The following is a 16,413-nucleotide window of genomic DNA, read 5'->3' on the forward strand; positions in this document are numbered from 1 at the left end:
TCCCGTAAGATATATTTAGACAGTTATCTAAATATCTAAATGGAGGTGGGGCTATGTCCTTATCCCTCACATTTAAGGCCCTTTCCGATCCCACCCGGCGCAAAATCCTGGAATTGCTGCGGCAGGGTGATCTGACCGCCGGCGCCATCGCAGAACACTTCCAGATCAGCAAGCCCAGCATCTCCCACCATTTAAACCTGTTAAAACAGGCGGGACTGGTGGTGGATGAACGCCAGGGGCAAAATATCCTCTATTCCCTCAATACCTCAGTGCTGGAAGATGTCCTGAGCTGGTTTCTGGAAATGAAAGGAGTGCATGAAGATGAGAAGAAAATGGATTGAAATCGCCATCTGGAGTCTCCTGCTGGGGCAGCTGGCCCTGAGTGTTTACCTCTATCCCCGTTTGCCTGATCCCCTGCCTACCCACTGGAATATGCAGGGAGAAGTAGATGGCTACATGAGTAAACCTCTGGGAGTCAGTTTCCCGCTGGCCCTCAACCTGGGCATCTATCTGCTGCTGGTCTCCCTGCCCGCCCTGGACCCCAAGGCCAAAATCGAGAAGTTCCGGCAGGTGCTGGACCTGTTCAGACTTTTTACCCACGGATTGTTAACGGTTATTTTTATCATCGCCTTGCTCAACAGTCTGGGCTATGCCATCCCGGTGGATAAAACGGTACCGGCCCTTATCTCCCTGCTGTTCGTTCTGCTCGGCAATTATCTGGGTAAATTACGCCCCAATTATTTTATCGGCATCCGCACCCCCTGGACCCTGGAAAATGAACAAGTCTGGCAAAAAACCCACCGCGTCAGCGGTCCCGTCTGGATGGGGGCCGGACTGGTGGGTCTGATCGGTTCCTTCCGGGGAGGAGCCATTGCCTTTGGTTTTTTCTTTGGCGCGTTAATGGCTGCTACAGCCTTTTCCCTCTGGTATAGCTGGAAGGTCTATCAGGACCTTAAAGGGTCTGACAAACATTAGCTTTATCTTCCCACTCCAGGGAAGTTAATAAGCGCAGTTCAAACATTTTCAGCAAAAAGCGCACCCTTAATGCCGGGCCCATAATAGCATGCCAGCGATTGCCGGCGAAAGGCAGGAAGGTGACATCCAGGGGATCATCATCATTTTCAAAATAGGCCTCCACCTGTTGCCAGGCAGGAAGCAAGTTTTCATCCAGGATTTCCACCTGGAAAATGATTTCACCGGGATTTTTCTCTTCAGTCAATTTGATCTTGTTCTGGTCAAAGCAATACTTCAGCATTCTCTTTCCTCCCGCTGTTTTTTATCTTTTATTATAACACAAAACCCGTCTTCAGTAGCAGGAATTCCCTTCTGCTCTGTCGAAAATTTTAGCTACCCAGCGGTGAGGAGGATTTTCTGTGTGGCTAAAATTTTTTCAGGTAGTGCGGGAACTGCAAATCCATCGCCATATCAATAAACTCAAACCAGAGGAAATCAAGGAAATGCAGCTGATTCATCTGGGTTATCTCTCCGGCCGTCCCCAGCTGATTACCAGAAAAAACTGGCTGAGCCGGGTGACCTTTGTGGAATTTCCGCTGGCCCTTGAGTGTCAGGCCCAGCCAGGACTCTTCTTTGGTTTTTATCGCCTTTTCAGCAGTCAGGCCAGAGATATCTTGCAGGCCAAACTGGGGGACCAGTTTTATGTGCGCAGCATTGCCGTCAATGACCCGGAATTGCGCTGGTATTATGTGCTGGAGTTAGTGCCAGCCGATAAGCTGACCGATTTCCCCTTGCGCTACAAAGAATACCTTCTACCTCATAAGTTAAACTGTCTGAGATAGAGGTGGTAATTTATACGATGAGCCATTACCCTTCCTCAGGATGTACAAAATGCTAGTTTACTCGTTATAACTCTTTCTTTTATGGTAGACAAACAATCAAATGTTCAGACTATTGGCTGGAATCTGGAATACGGACTTACACCTATTGAGCCTTTTGCAAAAATCTAAAACTAAGTGTTCCACGAAATAATCATCATTCAACACCAGTACTTCATCGGCTATCTTGATAGTTGAAAGACGATGTGCGATCACAATAACAGTAGATGTTTGCTTTAAATCAAGGATGGCTTGGTGAATATCCTTTTCTGTTTTTTGATCAATAAATGAAGTAGGTTCGTCAAGAATCACTACACGGTGTTTCATTAAAAAAGAACGAGCTAAAGCAATACGTTGGGCTTCACCAGCAGAGAGATAGAATCCTCCTTCCCCTACCTTAGTCTGAAAATTATTGGGTAGACTCATGATGAAATCATATATACAAGCTTTTCGACAAGCCTCTATTACTTCCTCTTCCGTGGCAGAATCTGATCCGTAAAGTATGTTATCCCAAATTGTCCCGCTAAATAAGAACTCTCCTTGAATTAAATAACCAATATTATTACGCAAAGATTTTAAAGTCACTTCACGAATATCTGTATTATCAATGATTATACTACCCTCAAGCGGATCGAACATTCGAATAAGTAATCTAGCCAATGTGCTTTTCCCAACCCCGTTCCGTCCGACTATAGCTGTTATACTTCTAGGCTTAAAAACTGCAGTTACTCCCTTTAATATCAAATTATTTGAACTATAACCAAATGTTACATTATTAAAAATTACTTCTCCATTGTTAACAACTAATGTTTTTGCGTTTGGTAGTTCAGAAACTATGGGCTTCAAATTGTAGTATTCCAAAAATCTATGTAAGCTAGCTCGAACATCTTGAAACGAAAAAACTATTGTTGTTAAAGCCTCGAGGTTAGGAAACAACATGCCAGCAATCATCATAAAAGCCGTCAGCGTTCCAAGAGTAATCTGCCCTTCTAAAACAAGCCCTCCTCCGTACCAAAGAATTCCAAAAGACCATAAGTTGTTTAGTACACTAATAAGGAGTTGGGAAACACGAGTACGCATATTAAGAGCATTATTAAAAAATGATTCAATAGTCTCACTATCCCCGAAGATCCGATAATTCATCTCGCCGCTTGTACTATCCATAATATAATGGGCAGGGCTTGTTATCAGCTTCGAAAAAAGGTCATTACGCATATTAATCTTGGCTTGTTCAAATGAGTTAGCCAAGAAGTAATCAGATATTACACGTGTTAAAGACATGACTAGTACTATAACACTACACAAAATTATAAAGTTAAACAGTAAATCTTGTCTCTTTTGCACGAACACTACATCAATCAGGTATCAGATAAGGTAGGGTGTAGCGAGTGATACCAGCGAAAACATCGTCGCAGTCACAAATCCCAAGACTATGGTATACCATTGACCGACCAGGTAAGTCTTCACTATGTGGCATAATATTCTTAAATCTCTCCACATCATTCTATCCCTCGTAGACCTAAAATTATTTCCTTTTAGCGTGAATTAGCAGATTATACAGGTCTTCAACACCTGGATGTTGTATAACATATATACAATCTTTAGTTGTCACAACAACCATTTTCAAAGATCCAATATGCCGGAAGACAACCGCATCTTTACCATTACGTAACCTGTACCAGCCAGTAGCCAGGCCGGATACTGCGAATCCGTTTTTTCGATAAACTGGTTGCCAGGAACTATTACTATCTTCTAAAGAGATGGTGGCCGTAGCTAAATCTATAGTCGATAACACTGGAGGCGATTTAATTATTAAGTAATTATTCTTTAAAACCCATCCGCTACCAGCATACTGACGAGTCGGAATCAGTATCAGCAGCGTCAATAATATAATAAAGACGGTGATAACCTGTAGGTACTGATTACGTCCGAATTTTTTTCGACCTAAAAATAAAAATATGGCAATTCCTCCTACCGGAAGCCCAATAAATAAGAACAAGAAACGTATATCTAAAGGTAATATTATTGATTTTAAGACTGAATAATAATCAACCTGGTACTGCATGAATGATCTCCTTTTCCTCTTAATTAATATTAATTAATCTTAAATAATGCTTTGCAGCTTCTACAAAACCGTTTGGGTCTTGGGGTGATAAGTAATATGTTTGTTGTTTTGTCTTTATACGAACCATCTGATCAAAGCGGGTTGAATAAACCTTTACTTTCTCCCCATTCATTTCGCAAAAAGTTCCATAATAGCTAAAAATCCCTCCATTCCCGATAACCCTTGACAGTTGAGCCTTGGGAATAATTTTAATCTCTTCTATTTCTTTGCTCGGAATCAAAATTGACCCACTAGTTTTTTTTATTTCAATCCCATCCGGAGAAATCGTGTATCCTCTCGGTCCAAGAACATAGATAATTACGTAAATAACGACTGCTCCAAAATAGACAAGATTGAATACCATATCTTCAGCTTCCCCGGTTGACCAAATTATTAGATAGATGAAAGGTAAGGGGATAACTGAAAGCAAAGTTGAGATGAGTAATTCTTTGCTCCAGGGCGCCATATTAAAATACAATCCTCAATCCCTTCCTTTCCTTTGTTCCCGTTATAAAATATTACTAAAATAATGCGCATGCAAAAGTAGCACCCATACCAAGTATATTATGGTTTTAAACTCCTTTAAGACTTTAAATTGTATTTTTTGTAACGTTACTGACCAGATTATATTTAATTACTTAAAAAGATTCCTCAAAAATTATCTGCACGATATATATATATGTCTCAAATATACTTTCTTTCCGTTCAGCCAACGATAACAATCGGCTCTTGTATTGATTGCCTAATAAATAACAAATTTCACAATCACGACACTCCAACTCACCAATCCCTAGTTCTTTAATAATTACTTTCGGACCATGTACATGTAACCACCAGTAAAGGACATTCCGTTGCATCCCATCAATCATTTCAGATAAAGTCATATCTTCATTTAACTTACCTAATGTGATCAACGATTGAGCCTCAGTATTTAGTATATGTCCGCAACAAAAAGTAATTTCTCCGGTTGGTAAAATAACAATAACCCTGCCCGCATCTCGACAGCCCTTGCCTTTTTTTTCCTCAGTATCCAGGTAAAATGCACCTTTAGGCAGTCTTCTCCTTGCCCGTCCCAAGGGGAAAAGAAAGTCCTCCAAGTATTTTACTTCTCCTGAAATACCGGCTTTTTTTATTACTTGTCGCAAATAGCTAGTCCTTATCTTTGCTGTTGGGTGAATCACAGCACCAATCAACACTTCTATCCCTAATTCTTTAGCAGCTCGAACAATATTTATTATATTCTTTCAAAGTTATTTTTTCATCGGTTTTAAATGCTATATTAGATTTTTATTCCATCCCTGTGTGCCCCCTACTATTTTATTACTTACTAATTTGCTAATTCTACTTTTTGCTTTTCTTTCCTTCTATAAAAACAAAAAATTTTCCAATTATTTCTGCGTTTTTCGACAAAAATTGATAAATTATCTGCCGTATATATACCGGAAACACAACCGATCGAATAGAAGGAGTGTTTAACCTCCGACCTATCACACCACCTAGCATGGGTACGCATTAAGCGGTTCCAAAAAGGTTAACGAAGTTCCAAATAACGAACAAGCAAACTTTTCAGCCCTCACGCTTCCTCAATAGGAAGTGTTAAAGCCTCACGCTGGAAACCCTTGCCTTTGGCTAACGGTAAACGCTCACCAGCCCTCGTTGCAGACTTTCACCTGAAGATGAAGCCCATGCCGGGCGCACCAAAAAAGACCAGCGCCAGAAGCGCCGGTCCCTTTTTATTTTACTGGAACAGCTCAGTACTGAGATAACGTTCACCGGTATCGGGAGCCACCACAACCACTCTTTTGCCTGCCCCCAGTTCTTTCGCTACCTTCAGGGCAGCCCAGACGGCAGCACCAGAGGAAATACCTACCAGAATCCCCTCTTTGCGGGCCAGGTTACGGGCAGTTTCCATCGCATCTTCATTGGTCACCTGAATGACCTGGTCATAAATCTTTGTATTCAGCACGTCAGGCACGAATCCAGCGCCAATGCCCTGGATTTTGTGAGGTCCGGGATTGCCGCCACTCAACACCGGGCTGGCAGCAGGTTCCACAGCTACTATTTTGACACCGGGGATTTTTTCTTTCAAAACCTCACCAACCCCGGTTATGGTACCGCCGGTGCCGACCCCGCCGACAAAGGCATCCAGCTGACCGCCGGTCTGCTCCAGAATTTCCAGCGCGGTAGTCTTGCGATGGATTTCCGGGTTGGCCGGGTTTTTAAATTGCTGGGGCAGGAAATAATCGGGATTCTGGGCCAGCAGTTCTTCCGCCCGGCGCACGGCCCCTTTCATTCCCTCACTGCCAGGGGTGAGAATCAGCTCGGCACCATAGGCTTTCAACAAATTGCGCCGCTCTATGCTCATGGTTTCCGGCATCACCAGGATCAGCTTATAACCCTTGGAAGCTGCCACCATGGCCAGACCAATACCGGTATTGCCACTGGTGGGCTCTACGATGGTAGCTCCCGGCTTCAGAATACCGGCTTGTTCAGCAGCTTCGATCATGGACAGAGCAATCCGGTCTTTAACACTGCTGCCCGGGTTGAATGACTCCAGTTTTACATAAACCTCAGCCATATTCTCATCTACCAGTTTGTTCAACCGCACCAGGGGGGTTTGGCCGATCAATTCAGCAATATTGTTGGCTACACGCATGCAAATTACCTCCTCTTTATTCCGAGTATTTCGCTCTGTTTTTATGCTTATCTAAAGCATAACAGACATTATTATTTTTGTCAATAAAAATCGAAAAAACCCATTGGGCATTTTTTGCTCAATGGGTTCTGCTCAGTTTAGGCAAGTACAGGGTTGCGACAGCACCCCCGGTAGGCCGATTGCCCAGCTCGATCCGGCCCCCGTGGGTTTCAGCTATTTGTTTGGAAACCACCAGTCCCAGGCCCATTCCTTCTTCCTTGGTAGTAAAAAAGGGCTCAAAGACTTTGTTTAAAACCTCAGGAGGCAACCCCGGGCCATCATCCATCACCAGTACAGCCCATTCCTGCTCCCGGCTCTCCACTTCGACTACCACTTTGCCACGGCTACCACAGGCATCCACCGCGTTTTTGATAAAATTGACCAGCACCTGCTTGATTTGTTCCCGGTCAGCCCGCACATAGGCCTGACCATATGTAACCCCTTCTAAGGCAACCCCTTTCAGGTTGGCTTCACTGACCATTACCGCCAGAGTTTCCCGCACCAGGTTGATCAGATCCACATCCCGAAAATTGGGGGCACTGGGTTTGGTGAGCAAGAGAATTTCGCTCACCAAACCCTTGATGCGCCGTAATTCTTCATTGACCAGGGCTGCATACTCCCGGGCCTTCCCTTCCGGCAGCAGCGGATTTAGCAGCTGCATGAAACCCATCACCGTCGTCAGGGGGTTACGGATTTCATGGGCCAGCCCGGCAGCCAGCTGCCCGACAACCGCCAGTTTTTCCTGGCGGATGAGTTTATCCTGCATCTCCCGTTCCCTGGTCACATCCCTGACCATCATGATTAGTCCCAGGAAACGGTTTTTGCTGTCCCGGAGCGGGGTCATAAAAACATCCAGCAAGCGTTGATTGACTTTGATATTCCTCTTTTCATAAGCTTCTTTATTTCCGGAACGGAATTCCTCCATTAATTCTAAAACCTGAGCCTGGAACAGCGGTGAATGACATTCCACCACATTCTGCCCGATGAAGTGTTCAGGATTAACAGCAAAAATATCCGCTGCTGCTTGATTAATCTGTACACAACAGGCATCAGGATCGAGAATCATAATCCCATCAACCAGACTGTTAAACAAAGGGCTTTTGCCGATCTTGATTAGCTCTTTCCCTTTCCCCGCACTCATACAAACCTCCCAAACTCCACTCTTTATAATTGTTTTATAACTGCGGCACAGCGGGGACAAAGGTCTGGATGTTCTGCATCCTGGCCTGTTTCGGTGCTATAAATCCAGCATCTTTCGCACTTGCTTCCAGCTGCGGCAGTGACTTCTACCTCCAGTTCCCCGGTACCGCTGGCCAGTTCCACCTGGGAGACGATGAAAATGGGGGCCAGCTGCTCCAGGTATTGTTGTAACAGTTCCAGCTCTGCGCCACTGGCAGTCAGCTTCACCCGGGCATCCAGAGAATGCCCGATCACCTTCTGCTGTCGGGCCACTTCCAGGGCCTTGGTTACTTTTTCCCGTACTTCCAGCAGTTTCTCCCAGCGTTCTGCCAGTGCCTCATCCAGGTAGCGCTGCTCCACCCCGGGCATGTCGGTCAGCTGAACACTCCGGGGTCTTTCCCCCGGCAGGTAGCGCCAGATTTCCTCAGTGGTAAAGGCCAGTACCGGTGCCAGCAGGCGCACCAGGGCATCAATGATGTAGTACATCACCGTCTGAGCCGCCCGCCGTTCCCGGGATGCAGGCAGGGAAACATACAGCCGGTCCTTGGAAATATCGAAATAGATGGCACTTAAGTCCACAGCACAGAAGTTGTGAATAGCATGGTAGACAATATGGAATTCATAGTTTTCATAGCCGGCCCGTACCCGTTCGATTAACCGCTGCAATCGGTAGAGGGCCCATTTGTCCAGCTCCGGCATCTCGTAATAATCCACCAGATCGGTAGCCGGATTGAAATCATAAAGGTTGCCCAGTAAATAGCGGCAGGTATTGCGGATCTTTTTGTAAGCCTCGGCAATCTGCTTCAGAATATTGGGGCTGGCCGCTACATCGGAACGATAATCAGCAGAAGCCACCCAGAGCCGCAGGATATCCGCCCCCATCTGGTTGATGACCTCCAGGGGATCAACCCCGTTACCCAGGGACTTGGACATCTTTCTGCCTTTTTCATCCACCAGGAAGCCGTGGGTCAGCACTGCCCTGTAAGGTGCCTGCCCGCGGGTGGCCACTGCAGTCAGCAGGGAGGAGTTGAACCAGCCCCGGTGCTGGTCACTACCCTCCAGATAGAGGTCAGCGGGCCAGCTCAGTTCCGGCCAGTATTCGGGCTGATCGCAAACCGCCGCATGGCTGGAGCCACTGTCAAACCAGACATCCATGATATCAGTTTCCTTGCGGAAGCGGTCATGGCCACACCTGGGGCAGGTTAGACCGGGAGGCACCAGCTCGGCAGTTTCCCGGGCAAACCAGATGTCGGAACCATGTTCTTTGAACAGGTTTTTAATATGCTTGATGGTCTGGTCATTGATGATTTCCTGACCGCATTGTTCACAGTAGAAAATGGGAATAGGCACGCCCCAGAGGCGTTGCCGGGAAATACACCAGTCTCCCCGCTCTGCCACCATGTTGTAGATACGGTCACGGCCCCAGGCCGGGATCCATTGCACCTCGTCAATGGCCTTTAAGGCCTGCTGACGAAAACCATCGATGGAAGCAAACCATTGCTCGGTAGCCCGGAAGACAATGGGATTTTTACAGCGCCAGCAATGGGGGTACTGGTGAGAAATCCTGCCGCTTTTCAGCAAATAGCCATGTTCATCCAGCCACTGGATTACCTTCAGGTTCCCGTCATTGATATGCAGCCCGGCAAAAGGTCCAGCTTCCTGGGTGAAATAGCCGCTGTCATCCACCGGGTTAACAACTGGCAAGCCATATTTCTGACCCACTTCAAAGTCCTCCGCCCCGTGGCCTGGTGCAGTATGGACCGCACCGGTACCGGCTTCCAGAGTGACATGGTCACCGAGGATGAGGGGACTCTCCCGATCCATGAAAGGATGGCGGCAAACTACTCCTTCCAGTTCCTGGCCTTTGAACCGGGCCGCAATCCCCTGTTCCGTCAGGCCGGTAGCTTCCAGGAACTGTTTTAGCAATTCCCGGGCCACCAGCAACTGCCCTTTTTCCGTTTGCACCAGCACATAATCGAAATCCGGATGCAGACAAATGGCCAGGTTGGCGGGCAGGGTCCAGGGGGTTGTGGTCCAGATTACCACCCCGGCCTCCTGCGGCAGTTTCCCTTTGCCATCCTGGACCGGAAAGCGGACATAAATGGAATGGGAGGTCTTGTCTTTGTATTCCACCTCCGCTTCCGCCAGGGCGGTTTCGCAGCTGGCACACCAGTACACCGGCTTCAGACCTTTGTAAATATAGCCCCGTTTGGCCATTTCCCCGAAAATCTCAATCTGTTTGGCCTCAAAATGCGGCATCAGGGTAAGATAGGGGTTTTCCCAGTCTCCCCTCACCCCCAGGCGTTTAAACTGTTCTTTTTGTATACCGGCATATTTTCTGGCATATTCCGCACAGCGCTGGCGGAATTCCACCGGGCTTACCGCCTTGCGGTTAAGACCCAGGTCCTTGATCGCCCGCTGTTCAATGGGCAGGCCATGGGTATCCCAGCCCGGTACATAGGGGGCATCATAGCCGGTCATGGATTTATACTTGACGATAATATCCTTTAATACTTTGTTCAGGGTATGGCCCAGATGAATATCCCCATTGGCATAAGGCGGGCCATCATGCAGGATAAACTTGGGCCGGCCCTGGTTTTTCTGTTGTACCTGCCGGTAGATATCCATTTCTTCCCAGAACCTGAGAATTTCCGGCTCCCGTTGCGGCAAATTGCCCCGCATGGGAAAATCGGTTTTGATCATATTGAGAGTTTTGCTGTAATCCATTGCCTTTCCTCCTAAACTGAAAATGTTTACCGCAAAAAATATACTCCCGCCCCCTATGGGACGGGAGTTATACCCGTGGTACCACCCAACTTGCCGGCATAAACCGGCCACTCCTTGTGCAGGTAACGGTTGCACCGGGCCAGCCTACTCCGCCTGTAAGCCTTTCAGCCGCCAGCTCCCGGGGGATCCGCCGTACTGCCCGGGCTCCGGCTTCCACCCTCCCGGAGTCGCTGTTCCCTGCCTCCCTACGGCCTGTCCCGTTCATCGCCATTAGACAAATAGCTCATTTTGTCAATTATTGTATACTTTTCGTACGGTTTTTGTCAAGGGCTATCTTTTCATGCCAGAAAATACTATAATATTGAATAAGCGTTCATTCAGTTATGGGAGGTAGAGAGCATGGCCGAAAAAACCTTAATTCTGGAGTATCTGGACAATCTGGCCCTGATTACCCTCAATCGTCCTGCTGCCCTCAATACCATTAATCTGGATCTGCTGCAGGAAATGGAAGAAATCCAGCAGAAACTGGCTCAGGACCCCAACCTGCGGGCCGTAGTGGTGCAGGCGGCCGGTCCCCATTTTTCTGCCGGTATCGATCTCAGCCTGCTGGCTCAGGTGGATGCCAGCTTTGTGCTGCAGCAGGTCCAGAGATTACAGCAGATTTTTCAGCGCTGGCAGCAATTAACCGTTCCTGTCATTGCCGCCATTCAGGGAGTCTGTTTTGGTTCCGGCCTGGAGCTGGTTCTGGCCTGTGACCTCCGGATCGCAGCCGCTAATGCCCGTTTTGCCTTGCCGGAAGTGCGTTTTGGTCTTGCCCCTGACCTGGGGGGCACCAGTCGCCTGACCAAACTGGTCGGGGCCGGTCAGGCCAAACGCCTGCTGCTCACCTGTGAGGAAATCGATGCCCAGGAAGCTAAAACCATCGGTTTGGTGGAAAAGGTGGTACCCGAAGCAGAGCTGGAAAAGGCTGCTCTGGGCTGGGCGCAAGCTATCGCTTCCTTCCCGCCGGCCGGGCTACGCTTTGCCAAACAGGGCGTGCAGGTGGCCCAGGAAGCCAGTCTCGCTGCGGCCCTTCTGTTCGAGCAGGCCCAATCCGTATATTGTTGTGGTACCCAGGAACAAAAAGAAGCCATCGCCGCCTTTTTCCGCAAACAGAAGTAACCCGGTCCGCGCCGGGTTTTCCTTTTCTTAGCGGACAAAACCGGTAATCCTTTCCCGGTGTTCCGTTTCCGAATCAGGTACCAGCTCCTTGAGCTCCAGCACCGGACTGAGGCAACAATCCTTATCCCCCAGTTCGGCCAGAATCTCTTCCCTCCGGCGCCGGGCAAAATACTGGCTCACTTCCTCATAGACCGGTTGTCCCGGCAAGGCCGGGGCAAATTGCTGGGACAGCCAGTGTTCTTTGCCGGTGGCCCGGCAAAAATTGGCCCAGAATTTTTCTTCCAGGGCAGCCAGCACCACATATCCGTCCAGACAGCGGTAGAGGTTATAACAGACTATGCCTCCGGCTACCACACCCTGGCCGGGTAAGGGGTAACGGCCTTTGTCCTGGCCATAAAAGGCACCGGTAACATTGGCCCAGCTCTGGACCACCTCGGCAATACCAATAGTATGGCGTCCCCCCTGTCCGCTCACTGCCTGCTTGTAAAGGGCTGCGGCAGCCACTGCAAACAATGCCATGCCCCCGGCCAGATCGCCCAGCAATAACCCGGGAATGGCCCGTTCCTGTTTGCCGGTACTGCCGATGCTTCCTCCTACCGCCTGGTAGTTGAGGTCATGGCCTGCATCTTTAGCCCAGGGGGAATCCGGCTGATAGCCCCCTATAGTGATGTAAGCCAGGCGCGGATTTAACGTTTGCAGAAAATCATAACCCAGGCCCAGTCGTTCCATTACCCCGGGCCGAAAACTTTCAATCAACAAATCAGCCTCTTTCACCAGCTGCAGGAACTCCTCCCGGTCCACTGCATGTTTCAAATCCAGATAACGGATTTCCTTGCAGCTGTTGAGCAGGCGGTAAATATAGGCATCCTCCCCTTCCCGTTCAGGAAAGAGGCTTTTCAGATAATCTCCCTTGCCTTTGTCTTCAATTTTCACCACCCGGGCCCCAAACTGGGCCAGCAAGAAAGTGCCATATGGTCCCGGCAGCAGCCGGGTCAGGTCTACAATCAGCGGTTGATTCACAAAAAACATTGGCTGCATACCTGGTTCAAAAAACTTGACTGTTTTTATTTTTAGCCAAGTTGGCCCCCAGACCAGGATTTCGCCTCCTTCCGAATACTTGATTTGCCCCCGCGGGGCAGGGCGACAGGGGACCTCGGCCCGGGAGTTCCACCCGGACGGGAGTACTGCACCGGTTTATGCTGACCTCCCGGTGGGAGTATAACTCCGCCTCCCGCGTCCTGTTAGGACGCCTACCGGTTTCTCCGATACCGGCTAAACGGGGTCACCGTACGGACAGGGCCAATAACTTCAGGTCAGGCCAGACGGAGTTATACGCCTCCTGTTCACACGGAGCAAGCCCGTTATGCACAGAAAGCCTCTCCTCCAGCCGCCTCAAGCAGGCCCTGACCCCACGGGTCATCCCTTTTCCTTCCTCAGGTCTATCAGGATTAACCTTCCGGGTCAGGTTTTGCTTGATTTGCGATACCAGTTGCCTGAGTTCTTCAGTCACCCGTTCCCTGAGGCCCATTGCCCGGCGTCCTGTAACCAGGGCCGCCGCGCAATGCACCGGAACGGCGTAACGTTTCATATACTTCCAGTAACCTATGGTGGACGTGTGCCGGGGTGATACTAACTTGAAAGGCACCCCTTCTTTTACCGCTCTCCGATACATTGCTCCTACCATTTTCGCAAATGGAAAATTGGAAGCCATTCGGTTAAACTTTTTATTAGTGTCCAGCCTGTCTTTGCTAAAGTTCAGATTTTCTAAAACAATTGGTTTACCTAATAAGAAAGCTATATCTACCACTACTCTGGCTAAAACGCCTATCAGGTAGCTGCGTCGGAAGCTGGAAGCATGGGCTAAGTCTGGTATTCTGATATAAAGAAAACCATTCGGGTAAGGGATAACCTGAAACTCTCCTTCGTACTTGCCCAGGTTGCCGGGATAAGGAATATTAAAACCCTCCGGCCACGGCTCCGGCTGGCCGGAAGCGCTAATGTTACACAGGGCTACCCCATCAGGGTTTGTGTCTATAGCCAGACAACCTTTAGCAAAGTCCGGTTCCTGCACCCTGACCACTTCAAATGTCAAATGTACCAAGTAGCGTCCTTCCAGGGTGCGGATCAGTTCTACCGCATAGGGTAACTTCATGGTCAGCCATATCTGCACCAGTTCCCGGTGTTTTTCCGGCAGCCACAACTTACCCTCAACCCTCGGAGCGCAGCTCATCCTGGGGCGACCAAGTTTATCCGTGCCTGTCTGTTGGGAAAGGTGAGAGAGGGAAACCGCCAGGCGGAAGTCCTGTCCGTCATAAAATATCTTAATGTTGGGGTTGCCTCCCTTGCTCTCATCTCCCCGGGAGTAGAGGCGGTTTTTGCGGGCTGCCCGCCACTCTTCCCGCGTGGCCCGGCCCTGGCAGACCTTTTCCCACAGTTTCTTGCCGCCAAAGACTACCTTCGGTATCGTGCCCTTCTCCCGGTGGGCTTCAAGCTCAGCCAGCTTCTTTTTCAGAGAAGTAACCCTGTTGTTCCGCCCCTTGACCGCCAGGCGGAGCTTTTCAATAACTTCTGAAGCAGCCCCCTTTTCCTCTGCCTTCGCCAGCTTTCTCATAGCCAGGCTGAGCTTCTTTCTGGCCCGGCCCAGTTTCTTTTCTGTTTCTTCATTTTCTAACTTCAGCAGTTCTGTTTGGGAGTCCAGCAGGGCCTGTGCTTTAAGTCTGGCATCATCCGCATAGCGGGAGTTCAGCCCGAAAAGTTCTTGTCCTGACTTCTTGATTTCATGGCGGGAAACACCTTCCAGGAGCCGGTTAAAGGCCCACCGCATACAGGCACAGAAGAGACGCATCTCCGTAGTCAGCGGGTCTTCTTCGCCCCGGCTCCATTTCGAAGACCGGTGAGCCGGGTAAATCTCCGGAAAAAACTCCCCGCACACAGTTATGCTAAATTTGTTCTTCTCGTGTTTCTCTGGCATTCCTGATCAGCTCCCCGAAACCCTGCCGGACTTTGCTGCTTTACCAATGGATAATAGTTCCATACCTTTAATGTAGCAAAACAGTTAAATACAATCAATTATAGTCTAGTTTTCTGAAGCTGCTGCATACCTCCCCAAAATAAGTAACGGCAGAAATGCCCGATTCCTGCCGCTTCTCTTTCTATGGATTATTCTTGTTTAGTCTCTGTTGCAAAGTAGGTTCCCTTTTCCAGCAAGTCCAGATAAGCCTGTAACATGGCTTTCAGTTCCGTACGCAGCTTATGATTGAGTTTCAGCAGTTCTTCCTGCTCCTGCAAGATATATTTTACCCGCTCTTTGGCCTGACTGATCAGCTGGCTGGCATCCTTTTCTGCCGCCGCCCGGATAGCTGTAGCTTCTGTTTCCGCTGCCCGGCGCAGGTCATCGGCAGTGCGGCGAGCCAGCACCAGGGCCTCCTTGATATCATCCTCCAGGCGCTTGTAATGGCTGAGGGATAATTCTCTGGAGGCCAGCTGTTCTTTCAGCTCCAGGTTTTCCTTATAGATCTTCTCATAGTCAGCCAGCAACTCGGCTACATATTTGTCCACCGCTTCCGGACTATAACCCCGAAAACCCCGTTCAAAATCGGGGTTTTTGTAATCCAGGGGCGTTTTGACCTGTGCCATCGCTCATCCTCCTCTGCCGGTTTTGCTCCAGATTTCCACTTTGAACAATAATCTTCCTTTTTTGCTGCTGCCTTTCTGTTCTTTAACCAGAACCCGGCCAAACCCCTGTACAGATAACCAGTCACCCGGACGAATTTCCGCATCCGGCTTGAGACATTCTCTCCAGTTTAAGCGTACCAGTCCGCTTTCTATCCATTGTACAGCCTGCTGGCGGCCAACTCCCACACTCTGGGCCAGCAGGGCATCCATACGCGGGGAAGCCAGACTGACCAGCCTTTCCTCTCCCTGTGGCCGCTGGATCAGGGGCGGTTCTGCTTCTGGCAGCAGTTCGATGGGTACAGGTCCTACCCTTGTCCACTGACTCTGGATGGCAGAGACAATTTCTTGAGCCACAGCCACCCAGATTCCCGTTTCGGTACAGAGAATGTCACCCACCAGTTCGCGCTTAATGCCACTGGCCAGTAAGGAGCCGAGAATATCCCGGTGACCGGGCTGAAAGAACTGGAAGCGGCCCTGCACCCGCAAAACTGTAACACCCGGCTGGTCGAAGTCAAATTCGGCCCAGGCCGCCGGGAACAAAAGCAAGCGACAGCGTTCCGGCTCCCCGGCAAAACCGCCCTGACAGCGATAGGCAACCGTCTGCCGCCATGATTCCAGCATACTCCGGGCTAACGCCTGCTGGCCAGGGTCGAGAAAAAAAGTGAAACCGGGCATTTCTCTGGTCTCCACCTGGACCAGCAGGTCCCAGAGCCTCTCCACCAGAGCCTTGTCCTCCGCTTTCCCTGCCTGGCGTAGCCAGTAATCTCGCATCAATATCCCCCCAGCAAGCGGTAGAGTAAAGATACCACTCCGCGCCGGATCAGATCGAGGACAAAGATAGCGACGATGGGTGAAACATCAACCATTCCAATAGGTGGAATCAACCGTCGAAAGAGCTCCAGATAGGGTTCTGTCATATCCCGCAAGAAACGAACTGCAGGATTATAACGGTTAACCGGAAACCAGGACAAGAGGATATGGATGATCAACATCCAGTAATAAACCATAAAAAGGGTATTAATCAGGTTGATCAGCAAGCT

17 protein-coding genes and 1 other annotated feature are annotated in these 16,413 nt (G+C 49.1%); of the genes, 4 read left to right on the forward strand and 13 right to left on the reverse strand.

What is annotated here, in order from left to right; genetic code table 11:
- Nucleotides 1-53: 53 nt before the first annotated feature.
- Nucleotides 54-341 (forward strand): autorepressor SdpR family transcription factor, encoded by a 288-nt coding sequence (locus CTH_RS09015; RefSeq protein WP_078664960.1) that lies wholly within the window; start codon nt 54-56, stop codon nt 339-341.
- Nucleotides 322-975: an SdpI family protein gene (locus CTH_RS09020; RefSeq protein ID WP_159073848.1), complete on the forward strand. Its 654-nt coding sequence runs from the start codon at nt 322-324 to the stop codon at nt 973-975. Before CTH_RS09015 ends, CTH_RS09020 begins: the two co-directional genes overlap by 20 nt.
- Here the strand turns inward: CTH_RS09020 and CTH_RS09025 are convergent.
- A complete protein-coding gene (locus tag CTH_RS09025; protein WP_078664962.1) occupies nt 953-1,255 on the reverse strand; it encodes a hypothetical protein in 303 nt (100 codons plus the stop codon). The two genes, CTH_RS09020 and CTH_RS09025, sit on opposite strands and share 23 nt — an antisense overlap.
- Nucleotides 1,256-1,373: 118 nt before the next feature.
- On the opposite strand from CTH_RS09025, the gene CTH_RS09030 reads away from it, so the two are divergent.
- Nucleotides 1,374-1,796, forward strand: coding sequence for a hypothetical protein (locus CTH_RS09030; protein ID WP_079906510.1), 423 nt, complete (start codon nt 1,374-1,376; stop codon nt 1,794-1,796).
- A gap of 96 nt (nt 1,797-1,892) precedes the next feature.
- On the opposite strand, the gene CTH_RS09035 is transcribed toward CTH_RS09030, so the two are convergent.
- The 7 genes from CTH_RS09035 to ileS form a co-directional block, all read right to left on the reverse strand.
- A complete protein-coding gene (locus CTH_RS09035) occupies nt 1,893-3,176 on the reverse strand; it encodes an ABC transporter ATP-binding protein (RefSeq protein WP_159073849.1) in 1,284 nt (427 codons plus the stop codon).
- Nucleotides 3,177-3,357: 181 nt separating this feature from the next.
- Nucleotides 3,358-3,897, reverse strand: coding sequence for a hypothetical protein (locus CTH_RS09040; RefSeq protein WP_107753619.1), 540 nt, complete (start codon nt 3,895-3,897; stop codon nt 3,358-3,360).
- A gap of 19 nt (nt 3,898-3,916) precedes the next feature.
- The gene (locus tag CTH_RS09045; protein ID WP_107753621.1) at nt 3,917-4,414 is read right to left on the reverse strand and encodes a PH domain-containing protein; all 498 of its coding nucleotides are present in this window, start codon (nt 4,412-4,414) and stop codon (nt 3,917-3,919) included.
- A gap of 160 nt (nt 4,415-4,574) precedes the next feature.
- Nucleotides 4,575-5,129: a hypothetical protein gene (locus CTH_RS09050; RefSeq protein ID WP_159073850.1), complete on the reverse strand. Its 555-nt coding sequence runs from the start codon at nt 5,127-5,129 to the stop codon at nt 4,575-4,577.
- 545 nt (nt 5,130-5,674) lie between these two features.
- Nucleotides 5,675-6,592: a cysteine synthase A gene (gene cysK / locus CTH_RS09055; RefSeq protein WP_107753625.1), complete on the reverse strand. Its 918-nt coding sequence runs from the start codon at nt 6,590-6,592 to the stop codon at nt 5,675-5,677.
- A 118-nt stretch (nt 6,593-6,710) separates the two neighbouring features.
- The gene (locus tag CTH_RS09060) at nt 6,711-7,772 is read right to left on the reverse strand and encodes a two-component system sensor histidine kinase NtrB (protein ID WP_079906511.1); all 1,062 of its coding nucleotides are present in this window, start codon (nt 7,770-7,772) and stop codon (nt 6,711-6,713) included.
- A 23-nt stretch (nt 7,773-7,795) separates the two neighbouring features.
- A complete protein-coding gene (gene ileS, locus CTH_RS09065; protein WP_107753627.1) occupies nt 7,796-10,537 on the reverse strand; it encodes an isoleucine--tRNA ligase in 2,742 nt (913 codons plus the stop codon).
- A gap of 53 nt (nt 10,538-10,590) precedes the next feature.
- Nucleotides 10,591-10,811 (reverse strand) — a binding site (T-box leader).
- Nucleotides 10,812-10,936: 125 nt separating this feature from the next.
- Between ileS and CTH_RS09070 the strand changes: the two genes are divergently transcribed.
- A complete protein-coding gene (locus tag CTH_RS09070; RefSeq protein ID WP_078664967.1) occupies nt 10,937-11,698 on the forward strand; it encodes an enoyl-CoA hydratase/isomerase family protein in 762 nt (253 codons plus the stop codon).
- Between the two features lie 27 nt (nt 11,699-11,725).
- Here CTH_RS09070 and CTH_RS09075 read toward each other — a convergent pair whose 3' ends face one another.
- The 5 genes from CTH_RS09075 to CTH_RS09095 all read right to left on the reverse strand — a co-directional run bounded on the left by CTH_RS09075 (nt 11,726) and on the right by CTH_RS09095 (nt 16,410).
- Nucleotides 11,726-12,727 carry a CoA transferase gene (locus tag CTH_RS09075; RefSeq protein WP_159073851.1) on the reverse strand — a complete coding sequence of 334 codons (1,002 nt, stop codon included), beginning with the start codon at nt 12,725-12,727 and terminating at the stop codon, nt 11,726-11,728.
- Between the two features lie 253 nt (nt 12,728-12,980).
- Complete coding sequence (locus CTH_RS09080; RefSeq protein WP_107753631.1) at nt 12,981-14,669, reverse strand: IS200/IS605 family accessory protein TnpB-related protein; 1,689 nt, start codon at nt 14,667-14,669, stop codon at nt 12,981-12,983.
- Between the two features lie 188 nt (nt 14,670-14,857).
- Nucleotides 14,858-15,334: a DivIVA domain-containing protein gene (locus tag CTH_RS09085; RefSeq protein ID WP_107753634.1), complete on the reverse strand. Its 477-nt coding sequence runs from the start codon at nt 15,332-15,334 to the stop codon at nt 14,858-14,860.
- Nucleotides 15,335-15,337: 3 nt separating this feature from the next.
- Nucleotides 15,338-16,144 (reverse strand): YlmH family RNA-binding protein, encoded by an 807-nt coding sequence (locus CTH_RS09090; protein ID WP_078664633.1) that lies wholly within the window; start codon nt 16,142-16,144, stop codon nt 15,338-15,340.
- Nucleotides 16,144-16,410 carry a YggT family protein gene (locus CTH_RS09095; protein ID WP_242946605.1) on the reverse strand — a complete coding sequence of 89 codons (267 nt, stop codon included), beginning with the start codon at nt 16,408-16,410 and terminating at the stop codon, nt 16,144-16,146. Before CTH_RS09095 ends, CTH_RS09090 begins: the two co-directional genes overlap by 1 nt.
- Between the last annotated feature and the right edge of the window lie 3 nt (nt 16,411-16,413).

This window comes from Carboxydocella thermautotrophica, from assembly GCA_003054495.1.
GTDB lineage: Bacteria > Bacillota.